10 protein-coding genes and 1 riboswitch are annotated in these 15,087 nt (G+C 24.6%); of the genes, 1 reads left to right on the forward strand and 9 read right to left on the reverse strand.

Annotated features, from left to right (window positions below; genetic code table 4):
* From BU00_RS0101730 to BU00_RS0101775, 9 genes are all read right to left on the reverse strand, one after another.
* Positions 1-235 (reverse strand): hypothetical protein (locus tag BU00_RS0101730; protein ID WP_027121231.1); only part of this gene is annotated, 235 nt, incomplete at its 3' end.
* Between the two features lie 629 nt (positions 236-864).
* A complete protein-coding gene (locus BU00_RS0101740) occupies positions 865-1,233 on the reverse strand; it encodes a hypothetical protein (protein WP_156926415.1) in 369 nt (122 codons plus the stop codon).
* A gap of 95 nt (positions 1,234-1,328) precedes the next feature.
* Positions 1,329-3,746 carry an ATP-binding cassette domain-containing protein gene (locus BU00_RS0101745; RefSeq protein ID WP_036458878.1) on the reverse strand — a complete coding sequence of 806 codons (2,418 nt, stop codon included), beginning with the start codon at positions 3,744-3,746 and terminating at the stop codon, positions 1,329-1,331.
* A complete protein-coding gene (locus tag BU00_RS0101750; protein WP_027121235.1) occupies positions 3,739-4,797 on the reverse strand; it encodes an ABC transporter ATP-binding protein in 1,059 nt (352 codons plus the stop codon). The genes BU00_RS0101745 and BU00_RS0101750 overlap by 8 nt, the downstream gene beginning before the upstream one ends.
* A gap of 8 nt (positions 4,798-4,805) precedes the next feature.
* A complete protein-coding gene (locus BU00_RS0101755; RefSeq protein WP_027121236.1) occupies positions 4,806-6,140 on the reverse strand; it encodes an ABC transporter permease subunit in 1,335 nt (444 codons plus the stop codon).
* On the reverse strand, positions 6,121-7,308 hold the full coding sequence (locus BU00_RS0101760) for an ABC transporter permease (protein WP_027121237.1): 1,188 nt from the start codon (positions 7,306-7,308) through the stop codon (positions 6,121-6,123). The genes BU00_RS0101755 and BU00_RS0101760 overlap by 20 nt, the downstream gene beginning before the upstream one ends.
* 88 nt (positions 7,309-7,396) lie before the next feature.
* Positions 7,397-10,333, reverse strand: a complete 2,937-nt coding sequence (locus BU00_RS0101765; RefSeq protein ID WP_027121238.1) for an OppA family ABC transporter substrate-binding lipoprotein — start codon at positions 10,331-10,333, stop codon at positions 7,397-7,399.
* A gap of 8 nt (positions 10,334-10,341) precedes the next feature.
* Positions 10,342-12,171, reverse strand: a complete 1,830-nt coding sequence (gene pepF, locus BU00_RS0101770) for an oligoendopeptidase F (RefSeq protein WP_027121239.1) — start codon at positions 12,169-12,171, stop codon at positions 10,342-10,344.
* A gap of 84 nt (positions 12,172-12,255) precedes the next feature.
* Positions 12,256-12,423: riboswitch (Lysine riboswitch) on the reverse strand.
* 246 nt (positions 12,424-12,669) lie between these two features.
* Positions 12,670-14,751, reverse strand: coding sequence for a DUF262 domain-containing protein (locus BU00_RS0101775; protein ID WP_027121240.1), 2,082 nt, complete (start codon positions 14,749-14,751; stop codon positions 12,670-12,672).
* 107 nt (positions 14,752-14,858) lie between these two features.
* Between BU00_RS0101775 and BU00_RS05045 the strand changes: the two genes are divergently transcribed.
* Positions 14,859-15,087 (forward strand): hypothetical protein (locus tag BU00_RS05045; protein WP_156926416.1); only part of this gene is annotated, 229 nt, incomplete at its 3' end.

Here is a 15,087-nt window from a genome sequence, read left to right on the forward strand (position 1 = left end):
TACCAACTCCTTTATTTGCTTTTGGTGATTTACCTGTTTTGCTATCTAAATTCATATTTAAATTATACAAGTTAATTTTTTGTTTAAATCTATAAATTACGTGCTTAGTAAATTTAATGTTATTTTGATTACAAAAATTAGTTCAAAATAGTTGTTCACTAGCAAAATTATTATTTGCTTTGTAATACTCTTTGATTCAAAATTCTCATTGTTTGTGTGATAAATGTTTGCTCATTTTTATGGGCGAAGCCCGAGGGGTATACCCCTCCCCCTTCCTTTTGTTTTATAAAAGAAAACACAGAAATAAATGTGTCATTTCTGTGTCCCCCTTTACAATAAAAGAGTTTTTATTTTTTATAAAAAACATTAAACAAACTATTCACAAAAAAAGATTTGATAATGAAACAAATGTAAAATCTGAAAATAAGACCAAATATGCATCCATTCCATAATATCATCAAGGGAATTCTCTTTTAACTATAAAATTGCTTGGTACAAATCTATCATTAATAACTAATGAAAAAAAATGTTAAAAAAAGACACTATTGAAACAAAAGAGAAAAAATAACAAATACTTAAAATTTTTAAGTTATTCGTTTTCAATCATTTCAGTGATTTCATCGCCTGTATATTTAACTCCATTTATATTAAATAATTTTTTTAGTTTTTTTGCGGATTTTTTGAAATTTCAAAAAATATATTTCCAACCAAATAGAATTTATAAAAAACCTCTTTTTAATAAATTATTAAACATTTTTAACAAAAATTTTTAGTTAGGTTTTTTCTCCTAACATAAAATTTTACACTAATTTAGATTAATAAGAGATATAAATTAGTAAATAAAAAGCAAAAATTAATTTTGCTTTATAAAGTAATTCTTAATATAATAGTTATTAAAAAAATCAAAAATCATATCAATACACCAAAATAAAATACAAATAAATCTAATTCTTCTTTTTTATTATATTTTTCTTGTTTTTTTGCTTGTAGTTCTTTTCTAAATTTTAATTTTTCATTTTCATTTAATTTTAAAATTTGCTTTTCTTCTTTGTATGTTGTTGTGTATATTCTGGCTTTTTGAAAACGATTAAAAAGATCTCCAAAAGAGCTGTATTTTAGTAAAGGTATAAGAACGTTTAAAAGCATAGTTATTAAACTTGAAACAATAAACGAGTCTAAAACTCTTTCCTTGGAATAGTTTTTTTGAAAAACTAAAGGTAAAATTAATATCATTAAAAATAAAATAAAATAGACAAGGTTTATAAGATAAAATTTTCAACTTTTTATATTTAATAAAAATTTTGTTTTAATGTTTGATAAATATTTCATTATTTATTTTCTAATCATTTTTCAACTTGTGTTTTTGTTCCATACACAAAATGTTCATCTTTTTTAATTTCTACTATTTCAGGTATATTTGGGAATTTTTGTTCTGACATATAACTAAGTTCAAATTTTATATCCTTAAATTTTTCATTTGCATTTGAAATTTTAGGAATTGCTTTAAATAAATTAATTGTGTAAGGATGAATAGGTTTTTTATAAATTTCTTCTGTTTTACCTGATTCAACAATTTTACCTAAGTGCATAATTTGAACACGATCCGCAATATATTCTATCATTGATAAATCGTGAGCAATAAAAATCATACCTATATTTTTTTGTTGACATAAATCTTTTAGAAGATTTACAACTTGCGCTTGAATTGAAATATCAAGTGAAGCTATAGGTTCATCAGCAACAATTACTTTTGGTTCAGTAATTAAAGCTCTTGCTATAACAATCCTTTGACGTTGTCCCCCTGAAAATTCATGTGGATAACGATAAGCAAATTGTTTTAATAAACCAACGTCTTCTAAACTTTTATAAATTATATTCCTTACTAAAACACTTTTAATTTTTGAAAATTTGTATGGTTTAGATAAAAATGAAATTATTTTTTTGTATTTATTATTATAGTATTTAATATCAAATGCAGAAATACCTAGTAAATGGTAAATATTGTTTAAATCTTTGTTTAAATATTTTGATTCAATATCAAATGATTTATTTCCAATAAGTTTTTCATCAACATTTGTTTGATAAACTTTTAAATCAACTTTTAATTGTTGTAATTTATGTTTTAGTTTGTTGATCTTTTCAACTTGTAAATCCTTAGAGTTAATTTTTTGTTTTAGTTTATTTACTCCATTTGTTTGTAAATGTTGAATAAAAGTTTTGTGTATTTTATCAAATAAAGTTAATATATTTTTATCTTTTTCTATTAATTCTGCTTTTATTTTCTCTTGAATCTCAATTTCTTTTTGTAAATCATTAATTCTTATTTTATATGAATCAATATATTTTTTAAGTTCAATTTTTGAGTTTTGATTTGCTTTTTCAAATTCATTTTTTGCTTTTGTATATGCTTCAATATTTTTCTTTGGTAAAACAAAAAAGTTTTTAAAAGTATTTTTAGCAGCATTAAAATATTTTTTAAAACTTTCTTTTGTATTTTTTTTGTAATTTAAATAAGTATTTTTTGAATCATCAAAATATTTTTTATATTCAAAAACAAAATCTTGTTCAACAAGTTGTTTTACTTTATTTTTAAAAAGTTTCAGAGAATCAAAACTATAAACATCAATATTAAGTTTTTCTAAAAAGAATTTTAATGAAACCTTTTCGATTTCACCAATAAATTCTTTTAGTTGTACAAAATCTAAATATGCAAGTTTATATTTATTTTGTTGGAAAAATTTCTGGACTTTTTTATTTAGATAAAATAATTTAATTTTATATGCAAAAAATTCTATATATGGCGATGAAAGTGCTTCATTTTTTGAAATTTTTGCTTCATTTTTAAGTTCGTTAATTAAGTTATTTACAGAATTAAATGAATCTAAAAAGTTTTCTTTTCAAGAGTTTAAATTCCCAAAAAATTCTTTTCTTAAAGTTTTTTTATTTTTTAAAAAATCAAAATATTCCTGAGTGTGTCATAATAAATTTTTTTGTTTTTCAAATTCTTCTCTAGCATTTTTTAATTCAATTTCATCTAAATCAATTTCTTTATTTCTAAAATCTTGCTGTTTTTTATAATAAAGTGAAATTAATTTATTGGTATTTGAATATAAATTATTAATAATTTTAGAGTTATTTTTATTTTTTTCTTCTAAATAACTAAAATAAGAGTTAAATTGATCTTCAAAATTCAAATCAGTTTCAGAAAAAGTTATTTCATTTAATTGTTTTGATCATTTTTCTGTAAATGGTTCTGATAAAGAATTAGTGATTTTTAAATTTTCTAATTTAAGTTTTAGTGCTTGTTCTAAAAATGTATAGTGAAAGTTTTTTTGTACTAAATCTCAATCTATTTTAATATCTTTGGTTTTTTCTTTAATTATTCCGTTAACAATAAGTGGTTCTTTTAAAATAGAAAAAATAGTATTTTGACCATTTAAAGCAGCCATTGGATCTTGAAAAATCATTTGGATATTTTTACGTAAAAATTTATTTCTTTTTTTAGATATCCTTTTTCCTGAAATTAATTTTCCATCTAATCTAACAAAACCATTAAAATCTTCATAAAGTCTTAATAAAGATCTACCTATAGTTGTTTTACCTGATCCAGATTCACCAATTAAACCAACTATTTCACCTTCTTTAAGTTCAAAAGAAACATCATCAACTGCTTTGTTAACAATATGTTTGTTAACAAAGAATTTTTTTAGATTGCTAATTTCTAAAATTGTCTTTTTATTATTCATAGTCTTTAAAAACCTTTCTAAAGTTTTCTAATCTTATTTTTAATTCTGAACTTTGTTCTACTTTTGGAGCATCTGGATGTAATAATCAAGTTGCAGCATAGTGAGTTGGTGAGATTTCAAATAATGGTGGTTCTTTGATAAAATCAATTTCAAGAGCATATTCATTTCTTGGTGCAAAAGCATCTCCAAGAGGTAAATTTGACATATCTGGCGGTGTTCCTTTAATTGAATAAAGTTTATCTTCTTTGTTTTCTGGGATTGCTGAAATTAGTGCTCATGTATATGGATGCTTTGGATTAGTAAATAATTCCTTTTTTGTGGCACGTTCAACAATTTTACCTGCATACATTACATAAATGTAATCACAGAATTTAGCAACAACAGAAATATTGTGACTAATTAAAATAATTGCTATATTCATCGATTTTCTAATTTCTTCAAAAAGAGCTAAAACTGATGCTTGAACAGTTGGATCTAAAGCAGTTGTTGGTTCATCCGCAATTATCAAACTAGGTTTTAAGGCAACAACCATTGTTATAACAACACGTTGTTTCATTCCACCGCTTAATGTATGAGGATACATATCAAAAACATTTTCAGCATTTCTAATACCAAATTTTTCAAGTAACTCTACTAAATATTTTCTTTTTTCTGAGTATGTTTTATTTTTTCAATCGCTATTTTTATTCAGTGCATCTAATAATTGCTTACCAATTACACGGGTAGGGTTTAATGATGTTAAAGGATCTTGAGGAATATAACCAATTTTATGACCTCTAATTTTTTGTCAAAAACTTTCCTTATCGCTTTTTGTTAAATCAATATCTAAAATTTCCATTTTATCAGCAGAAATAATTGCGTTTTCATTAATATTTAAAAAGGATTTTGAAGTTACTGATTTTCCTGAACCAGATTCACCTACTATACCTACAATTTGACCTTTATTTATGTTTAAATCAATTCCACGAACAATAGAAATAAACTTATTTCTACCAACTTTAAAACTAACTTTTAAGTTTTCGACCTCTAATAATTTTTCTTCTTGGTTCATAAAATCTCCTATTTTGTTTTAATAACCTTAGGATCAAGAGCATCATGAACACCTAAAGCGATAAAGTGAAGTGAAACTGAAATTGATAATAATATTAATGATGGTAATAATAAGATTCAAACATTTGATCCTGCTTCAGCAGAAGCTGATGAAATTATTTGACCTAAGTTAATATCTTCATCAGCTTTGAAAAATCCAAGGAATGCTAATGAAGAAATTGAAAGAATTATACTTGGAATTGATGCAACAAATCCTGTTGCTATTTTACCAATAATATTTGGTAAAGCATGTTTATAAATAAGTCTTGCTTTTGAAGCACCAACAGATTTAGAAGCAGTAATAAATTCTGAATCTTTTACTGTAATAATAAATAATCTTGTTCTACCTACTGATCCAACTCAACCTACAAAAATCATTGAAAATCCTAATGTTAGGTCAGTTGTACCAAATAATGAAACAAATAAAAGCAATCAAACTAATGTAGGAGGAGCAGAAAAAATATCAATTAAACGCATTATAACTGTATCAATAGCTGTTCCAACATGGAATCCTAAATAAGATCCAATTGCAACACCAATAATAGTTTGAATGGTTGCAATAATGATTGCAAGCCTAACTGCTTTTCATGTCCCTACTCATGCTTGTGTTCACACATCAACACCTTTTTGTGTTGTACCTAAAAATGTATTTAAGTTTAATTGAGGATTAAGATTTGAAGCTTGATTGTATAGATTGGTATATGCTTCAAAAGATTGACCTGATTGAATTTGTGATTGTTTAAAAATAATAAATATACTATTTAGTTTGTAAAGTTTATAAAAATTTATAAGTCTTTCTTGATTAACAATGTTACCATTTGAATCTTTAATAGGATTTACTATTTGAATTTTTTGATCTTGAAATAATTTTCAAAAGAAACCATCATATTCTTTTTGGTAAGCTTGAAAATATTTAACCAATTCATTATCATTAATTACACTGCTACTTCTAGAATATTCAACAAATTTTGTTGGTAATGAATTAGTAAACGGCGATGAAGTTGGATTGTGTTCACCTAATTTTTCACCTATTAAATATAAACCGTTTGTTTGTGAAATTGATTTATTAACATCATATGAAGAAGTTGCTGTAACAACAATCGAAGTTATTAAAACAAATAAAAATACTATTAAAAATAAAACTGATGGTCATGATTTGAAAAATCTTTTAAAAATTTCTAACACAAGTTTTTTTGGTTTACCTGCAATATTTACAAAGTTGCTTGTTGAATTAGAAAATTCAAATGGTGAGTCAATACCCTTAAATGAAAGTTTGTATTTTTTATTAAACTCCTTTGCTGTCATTTAAACCTCCTTGTGCTATTTGTTGTGCTTTTAATAATTTAAATTCTTTGTTTCTTTTTTGTGTAATTAAAAGTGTTTTAATAAAACTATTTGTTGATTTAGAAGTATATTTAATTCTGGGATCTAAAATTGTATATGAAACATCAACTAAAATTGTTGTAAATACGCTTAACAAAGTAAAGAACGCTGTATTAAACATTATTATATTTATCTCACCACTTGGGAATGATTGAGCAATAATTTGTGATGTTCCAGGTACTTTTCAATATGTTTCTATAACAATACCACCTGTTAAAAGACCAATATACGATGGAATTAAAATTGCAGCAAGTGGAATTGAAATATTTCTAAGTACATATTTAAAGAAAATTTCTACTGCACTTAAACCTTTTGATTTAGCGATTAAAACATAATTCGATGTAAGTACAGAAATTACTTGATTACGTGTAAAAGTAATATAGCCAGATAGTGAACCTAAAACAATTATTAAAATTGGTGGTAATCAAGATAAAATAATTTGACCAGTTGTATAAAGCTGGTTATCAGGTAGGATGAATGTTGGGGTTACACCACCTTTTAATAATATTGTAATTAAAATAGGTGCAATAACAAACGAAGGAAGTGCGATAAATAATAAGGCAAACATATTAATAGAAGCGTCTATTCATGTTCCTCTTTTATACCCTGATAAAATTCCTAAAAAGATACCTAAAAACATACTAATAATAAATGATGGAACAGTGATTATTACTGAATATTTTAAATATCTAAAGAAAATTCCTGAAATCGAAGTTGCTCCTAAATTATTTAAAAGTGACTCGTTGAATGGTAATCCAAATGGATTTTTTGTATTTGTGAATAAATTCTTTAACCAATAAACAAATCTAATAACTGGATTTAGTTTATAAGTTAATCAAATGTCACTATATTGTTCATATTTTCCTGATCACGAATCAGGTAAGAAATTATATTTAATAGATTTCTCAAACAATTCAATCATTTTTTGTTTTTGAGCAACACCAGAACCATCGCCACCTGATGCAATCCCTGTTGCTTCCTTAACAAATGGGTTTTCAGTAAATTGCGCTGTTAATAAAAACACAACTAAAATAATGATTAATAATGTTAAAATAGCAAAAACAATACGATTAAAAATATATCTTAACATAAAAATTTTTCCTTTGTATTTTGCTTAAATAAATGCAATAAACAATTAATCTATATGATTAATTGTTTTTGCTCTTGAGTTTTGATAATTATTGATTATCACCACTAACAACTTGAACATATGCTCAATTTGTATGTTTATCTTGGAAAGCAGGAACAACATAGTTAGGGTTTGTTAATGCCAATGAAAACGGATCTTTTAATGTACCAGCTTGCATTGAAAGTTGTACACCTGTTAAGTTTCTGTATTCTTTAATAAACTCTAATAATTCTGCTTTTGTTACATCTGATTTAGTATTTAATCATAATCAGAATTTTGATGAAACTGCTCCTGGTGCTTCATATTTAGCATCGCTTTCTGTTAATGGAATTAATTGATCAACAGTTTTATTTGTTTCTGAATATTGAGGGTTTAATTTGTGTGAATTTAAATATTCATTAAAATCTGTTGTATATTTATTTCCAAGTTTGTTTCACTCATTCAGTGGTATTGAGAATTGAACATTATTATCTTTAACATATTTGTCAAATTTTTCAGCAAATTTTACAAATGTTGGAAATGATTTTTGTAATTTAGTTTTATATTCTGCATCATTAATGATTAATGCAAATGTTTGTAAAATGTGTCCGTTAAATGAAAAACCATCAATTCCTGAACCAACTAATGAATAATCAAGTCCTCATGAATATCTCTTAAATGGTGTCGATGCATAGAATCAATATTCGTATAGTTTATCTCTTTCATCAAATTTAAGATAAGTTATTTCAATTCTTGGATCTAATCCTTTAATTGCTGCTATTTGACCATCAAATGCTTCTTTGTGTAAATTATTAATGTTTGTATATGGTTCATAAAAACTAAATTTAATTTTTTGTTCTAAACCTGAGTTTTGAGCAAAAAATGTATCTAATAAGTTTTTCATTCTTGTTTTTAATACTTCATATGCATCTGATTTAAATTGATCACCTGCTGATTTACCAACAGCAGAAGATTCACTTGGATCAATTTCATAACCAATTTGACCACCTAAATCTACTTTTGCACCTGTTGCATTATCAACAACAAATAATGTGGCTAATTTATCTGCGTAAGGTCTTAAAGTGTTAAATTCAACTGATTTATCTGCTTTATTTCCAGAAATTTCAACATCTTGTGGTAACCCTGAAATTCATGGTAATGTAACATTTGGTTTTCCTAATGTGCTTGCAACTTCTGCTCAGTTAACTGCAACATTTAAAATTGTTTTAAACTCTAATCCAAGACCTGTTGTGGCACTTTTAATAGTATTTGCAGCACTTCCTTTTTGAACTTCAGATAATGTTGAACCTCAAACTAATTTAGCATATGAATCATTAACGAATTTAGGAGTATGTTTAGTAGTATCTTGTGTTGCAGGTACTAATGTTGGGAAGTAAATTCCTAAGTTTGATGATGTATTTTTTGATTGTCTTGAAGATAATCCATAATTTTCTGCATCTTGTTTAATTTTAGATTTTTGTTCTTCTGATAATGAACCATATGCAATTGCAGAAGCATTACCTGAAATAAATTGGTTGTATTGGAATTCAGGAAATGCATCTGGTGCAAGGGGACTATTTGTATATTTGTTAACAAATTTTTCAACTGTTCTTGGGTTTTCAACAAATGACTTATCAAAGAAGTTTTTATTTAAAACAAACTCATCAGAAGTACTTAGAGTATCGTATCCTTTATAGTAATATTTACCACTATAAAGAGCAGCTTTAGCTGAAAATCCATATCAATAAATTCCAGAATCCTTTGCTATTCCGCTTAAAGTTTTTAATTTATCATAATATGCTTTTTTATCTGCATCAGCAATACTTGGATTTGTTATGAAATTACCTAACTCTTTTTGTCCAGAATTAACTTCGTTAATGAATTGTGATGGAGCTGGAGTAAAATCGTATGTTCCATAAAGTCCGATTTTAAAGAATTCATCAAAACTTCCTGGTTGATCATTTCCAGAATAAACAACAAAATAGTCACTATTTTCACTCGATTTAACTGTTTCATTTTTATTTAATAATTTATCAAAACTAATGTTGTATAAATCATATAAATATTTATTCCCATTTGTTGAGTTTTCTTTAAAATGATTTGTTCCTTGTGGTATGATTTTTTGTGCTATTTTATCTAGTTCTGCTGAACCACCATTAGCAAAACGGTATGAATTTTCAAAATTAATATGAGTTCTTAAAAATCCTAAGTAAAAATCTTCCGCTTTAACTTGGTACTTTGTATTTTGTCCTGTATTATCAACTCAAAATTGTCCTGGTCTTATTTTGAAACTTAATTTTGTTGCCTTTTTTAAATTATCTAAAAATGATTCATGGTTAATTGATTTTGGATTAGCACTTTTTAATTCAACTGATGCAGATGAATAAGTTCCATCTTCTTTATCTGGAAGAGCTAATAATTCTGCATCATCAGAATTATAAATATAGTCAACACCATTAACAGTTAATGTAATTGATTCAGCGAATTCAAGTTTCCATCTTGTTACAGAAGGCTTAAGAATTTGTCTTTGTTCAACAAATGTAGTACCGTCTTCTGATAGTTTGTTTGTTGTTTGAATTTCAGGTTGACCATAGTAAGCTTTTTCGTATAATCTACCAATTGTTAAATCTTCTTCTATATCTGTATATGAACCTGATGAATATGAAAGATCATATTTAGATCTATTTTCTGAAAAATTTGTATTGTATTGGAATTCATAAATTCTGTTTTTTGCTTTAATATCAAAATTTGAATTTACAACTGTATTAAATTTTTTGTGTGGTAATACTAAATTTTGTACATATTCTAATGATTGATATTTTGTTGTATCAACACTAACGCCCTCTGGACTTTTAACAAAAGGTGCTAATTTAGATGCTTCTTCTTTTGTTAAAACTGTTCTAGATGAATCAGGTGTTGCTGATTGCGAACCACATGAGGCTGCTATAAATGGTAGAGCAGAAACTACTGTTGTTAAACTACCTAATAATAAATATTTTTTTCTCATATTTTCTCCTAATTTTTAAATATTTTTTTACCTAATTTTATTCATTGATTTATTAAATTTTCAATATATGAAAAACCTTCTTTATAGAAATTATCATCTAAAAGATCAACTCCTACTTTTTTAAGAATGTTAAGTGGGTAATCTGAACCACCAGCACTTAAAAAATTTGCTATATAATTTTCAAGTGCTTTTTTACCTTGATTTTGATATTGTTTAAAGAAATATGAAGCAACTAGTTGTCCTACTGCATATTTATAAACATAAAAACCATAATAATAGTGTGGAACATAAATACATTGTAAATTGTCTTTTACTGTATATTTGTGTGATTTTTTATTAGAATATTTTTTTGCATTTTCAAAATATACTTTACTAATTGATTCATAACTACTTGAAACACTTCCATCAGCAATTCCTTTGTATAAATCATATTCAAAGTTTGCTCAAAGGATTTGCTTGTTAACTGTTCCAAAAAAGCCTGAAATAATACTGCTTAAAATTTTAAACTTAAACGCATCTGATTTGGTGCTTTTTAATAAATAATCAAAAAGCATAAATTCATTAAAAATTGAAGCTATTTCTGCTAAAAAGATTGGATAACTCGCATTTTGAATATCATTATGTTTGTCTGAATAATATGAATGCATTGAATGACCTAATTCATGTGCAAGAGTTTCAACACTTGAAAGTGTTCCTTCGAAATTCATTAAAATATATTTTTTATCGATTCCGTATGTACCACCAATACTATAGGCTCCTCCACGTTTTGTTTCAGTAGACATATAATCAACTCAATTTTGTGTTAACGCTTTTTCAATTTGCTTTGAGTATTCTTCTCCAAAAGGTTTGAGTGCTTTTTGTACTATATCATTCATTTCATGTACAGTGTATGAACTTTTAATATTTAATAATTCACGCGAAGTGTCTCATACTTCCATTTTTTCATTAAATTTTTGTTTATAGAATTTTTTATAGTTATCATTATATTTTTTAGCTAAATGTTTGCTTTGAGCAACTTTTAAAAATAATTTTTGCAAAATTTCATCTGACACTTTATCTGAACTTGTAAGCATGTCCACAGCAGACTTGTATTTTCTAATTTTTGCATCCGTTGTAATTGCTTTAAAATGTTGAAACAATATTTCGGATAAACTATCTTTATGTTTTAAATAAGCATTTCAAAAATTTTGATATGCACCTTTACGTAGTTTTTTATCATCTGATTTCGAAAACTTAACACGGTTAGTTTTATTTAATTTGTGTTTGTTTCCTTTTGAATCTTCAATAAAACCATAATCTAATTCACTATTTGTTAAAATACTAAATATTGAGTGAGGATCAGGTGTTCCTATTGAGGTTTGAAGTAAATATTCTTCAATATTATCATCAAGTTTATGCTTAAACTCTTTGATTGTTTCTTCAATATGAATTTTGTAAGATTTTAATCTTGGATCTTCTTTTCATAATTTTAGTTTTTCAATGTTTTTAAAAAACCTATTTGTTTCTGAACCAAATTCTGATAAAAGATCGTGTGAAATGTTTTTAAACTCATTTTCTAACTTTAAGTATTTTGCATTTGTTAAGTCTGAGCTTAAATTATTACTAATATAGTTATCAATTTTATTTACTAAAACGCTTTGTTTTTCACTTAATTTTAAATCTGCAATATACGCTTCAATAGTTTGATATTTTGTTTCCTTTGTTTGTATTCTTTGTTTAAAGATATTTTTATACTCATCAATTATTTCTTCAATTGATTTACCTTGCAAAATATCTTCTAAATCTCATTTATATTCAGAAGGAACATCAGAATGATTTTTATACTGTTTTGCTTTCATTTTACTCCTTAATTTTGATATAAAAAGTTTTGCAGACTATAAATCTACAAAACTTTAAAATATTAATAAAATAATTTAAAGAAGTAAATCTATAGCACCAATGGTTTTCACCAAAGAGTAGAAATCTTTTATGATTTTCTACCAATAATTTAAAATGTCTTTTAAATTATTTCGGCCTTTATATCCTTTCAATAAAGTCTTTGCATACCTGCTCGTTTATTTACTATTATTAAAGGCACCTCTATAGTCATAACAGATTTCTATTTATTAATCTGTTATGTATGAAATTAACTAACAGATTAGAATACTAAAACATAACACGAATAAAGGTGTTAATATTATTAATAATCATAATCATATTGTGTGTTCTAAATTTCATAGAGTAATTTTAACATACACTTAATAAAATCAAAATAAAAAATCAAAACAACTAATCATTGTTTTGATTTAACTTAGTAATATTAGAATAAAAGAGTTTTGCAATTTCTTTTTAGTTCTTTAATTTTTCTTGTTGATTTTATTTAAATTGTATTTGATGGTTTGATTAATTAAATCAAATATATATTCCTTATCAGATAGATTTTCAAAGTGTATTCTAACATCACCACTTCCTCATTTTCCAATATTGGAAACATCTTCACAAAGACCATTCTTATCAATTATTTGACCAAACGGAGTATTAAATAAAATAGATATGTAATTACTACGTAAAACTATATAAATTAGACTTCTTTTATTTGTGTTGTTAGAAACATTGTAAGATATATATCATTTATTAAATACTTTGCTGATATTATGATTTAAAGAAAGCATATATTGATCAATTATTTCAAATAGTTTTAAGTTTGTTTCTGTAATTTTGTATGAATGCAAATCATATTTTTCTTGATTTAATTTTATATTATCTCTTTTTGTTTTTTCTTCGTTTGATAATCTTGGATATTTTCAAATTTTTAAAGCATTTTGCAATAATATTTCAGTTCTTTCTTTTATTTCTTTTTCTGTTCAAATATTTTTATCTAATAAATAGTCATTAATTCTTAATCCTGATTTATCAAAACCGTTTTGCATTGTTTTCTTTTGAGTAAAAAATTTATCACTCATTTCTGAGTTATATGGAGTAAGAGTTAAATTACCAATTTTGTTAAGATTGTTAATTTGTATATCTTTTCAATTTGGACCTAAACTTTGTACTCAATCGTTGTTTAAGTTTTGATTTTTTGGTAGTATATGTTCTATTGTATATGTACTAAAATTAACATTTGCTTTTTTATTTAAATGCATTTCTATTTTCTTTAAAATAAAATGCACTTTATCGTTTTGTTTAAAATTTTTTGTGATAAAAAATTCTTTAAATTTTTCATCTTTTGGAAATTCACTTGAATTAATACCACTAACAATAAAAGTTTTAACTGATGTTACATAATTATTAAATTCAATATTTTTTATTAAGTCAAAGAAAATTTTATTTAAAGAACTTACTGGAATTGAACAAATTTTTCTTCTTATTAAAAAACTAATGCAAATTTCTAAAATTTCTAATAGTTCGTTTTTGTTTATTTTTTGACTTTCATAATCAATCATAAATTTTAACAATGCAGGAAAGACTGGTGTATTATTAATTTCTAAAAAGTCTTTAAAAAATTCGTTAATTTCTTTATCTTTTTCTCTTGCATATAAGAAATTAGTATATAAAATGGCATTATCATAAATAATTTTTAGTAATCTCTCTGTGTCTTTTTGGAACTCTGAATGTAACCGTCAATTTTTAAACTCTTCATAAATATCATTATTTTTTGGTATTCTGTTAAGTTGTAGAGTTAAAAAATCTTTAAAGAATAAATTAATGTATTCTTCTTTATCTTTTGTGAATAAATTTTCTATTTTTACTCAATAATTTAAATATAAATTTTCTTGTGTTTTTTTATCTTCACTAAAAAGTAGATTATTTCTTATTAAATCGCTTTTTATTAAAGGTGCACCAGTAGAGTTGATTGTTTCAAAAATTTCTTGTGGATTGTCATCGTTTTCTTCAACAGTCATTGTGACTATTTCCAATTTTGAAAACGCCTCTTTGAGTTTATTAAAATTAATGTTATTATTTTTTAATAATTCCACAAAATAATTTAAGTTATCAATTAATTTGGATTTTTTATCTTTTAAACCTTGTTTGTTTCTTTCTAATAAATCAAATAATATATGTTTATCATCACCATTCAATACTATTTTATGAATTTTATCACCACTTGAGTTTATACGTGTTAAATAATTAAAATCACTTAAATCTTTTTCAAGAACATCTCGGATTGCAATTAATAGCAAAATTATGGTTGTTAATCTCTGCAGACCATCAATAATAATCAAATTATTACTTTCCCAAGCACCATTACTTAAATCTTGAACCACAACAAGTGAACCGAGGAAGTGCTTTTTCTTTATATCATTATAAAGTAACATAAGGTCGTTTCATAATCTTTTACATTGTTTTTTATCTCAAATATATGGTCTTTGGAATACAGGTATATAAAGAACCTTATTATTATCTAACACATTATTAATATTATCTAAACTTGATTTCATATAAATATTATATATATATATAAAATAAAAACACATAAAAATTTAAACTTTCAGTAAATTTTATACTAAATAAAAAAAATTAAGAAATTTTTTCGTTTATAGATATTATGAAACTATATAATTCATCAGAAGAAATATTCAAATTTTTGAGTATTTCTTTTTGTTTTGCAGTTAGAGAATTTTTTCTTATATATTTTTCATCAAATTTTGAAACCTCAATTTTTGATAATTCATCTATTATTGAATTAAATGTTAAACTTGATTTATTTTTTAATAAATCAGAACAATGAAACTTAATAAAACTTTTAACTATGGAAGCAATGAAAGTTATAAAGG

The sequence above is a fragment of the Mycoplasma leonicaptivi ATCC 49890 genome (assembly GCF_000622205.1).
GTDB lineage: Bacteria > Bacillota_I > Bacilli_A > Mycoplasmatales > Metamycoplasmataceae > Mycoplasmopsis > Mycoplasmopsis leonicaptivi.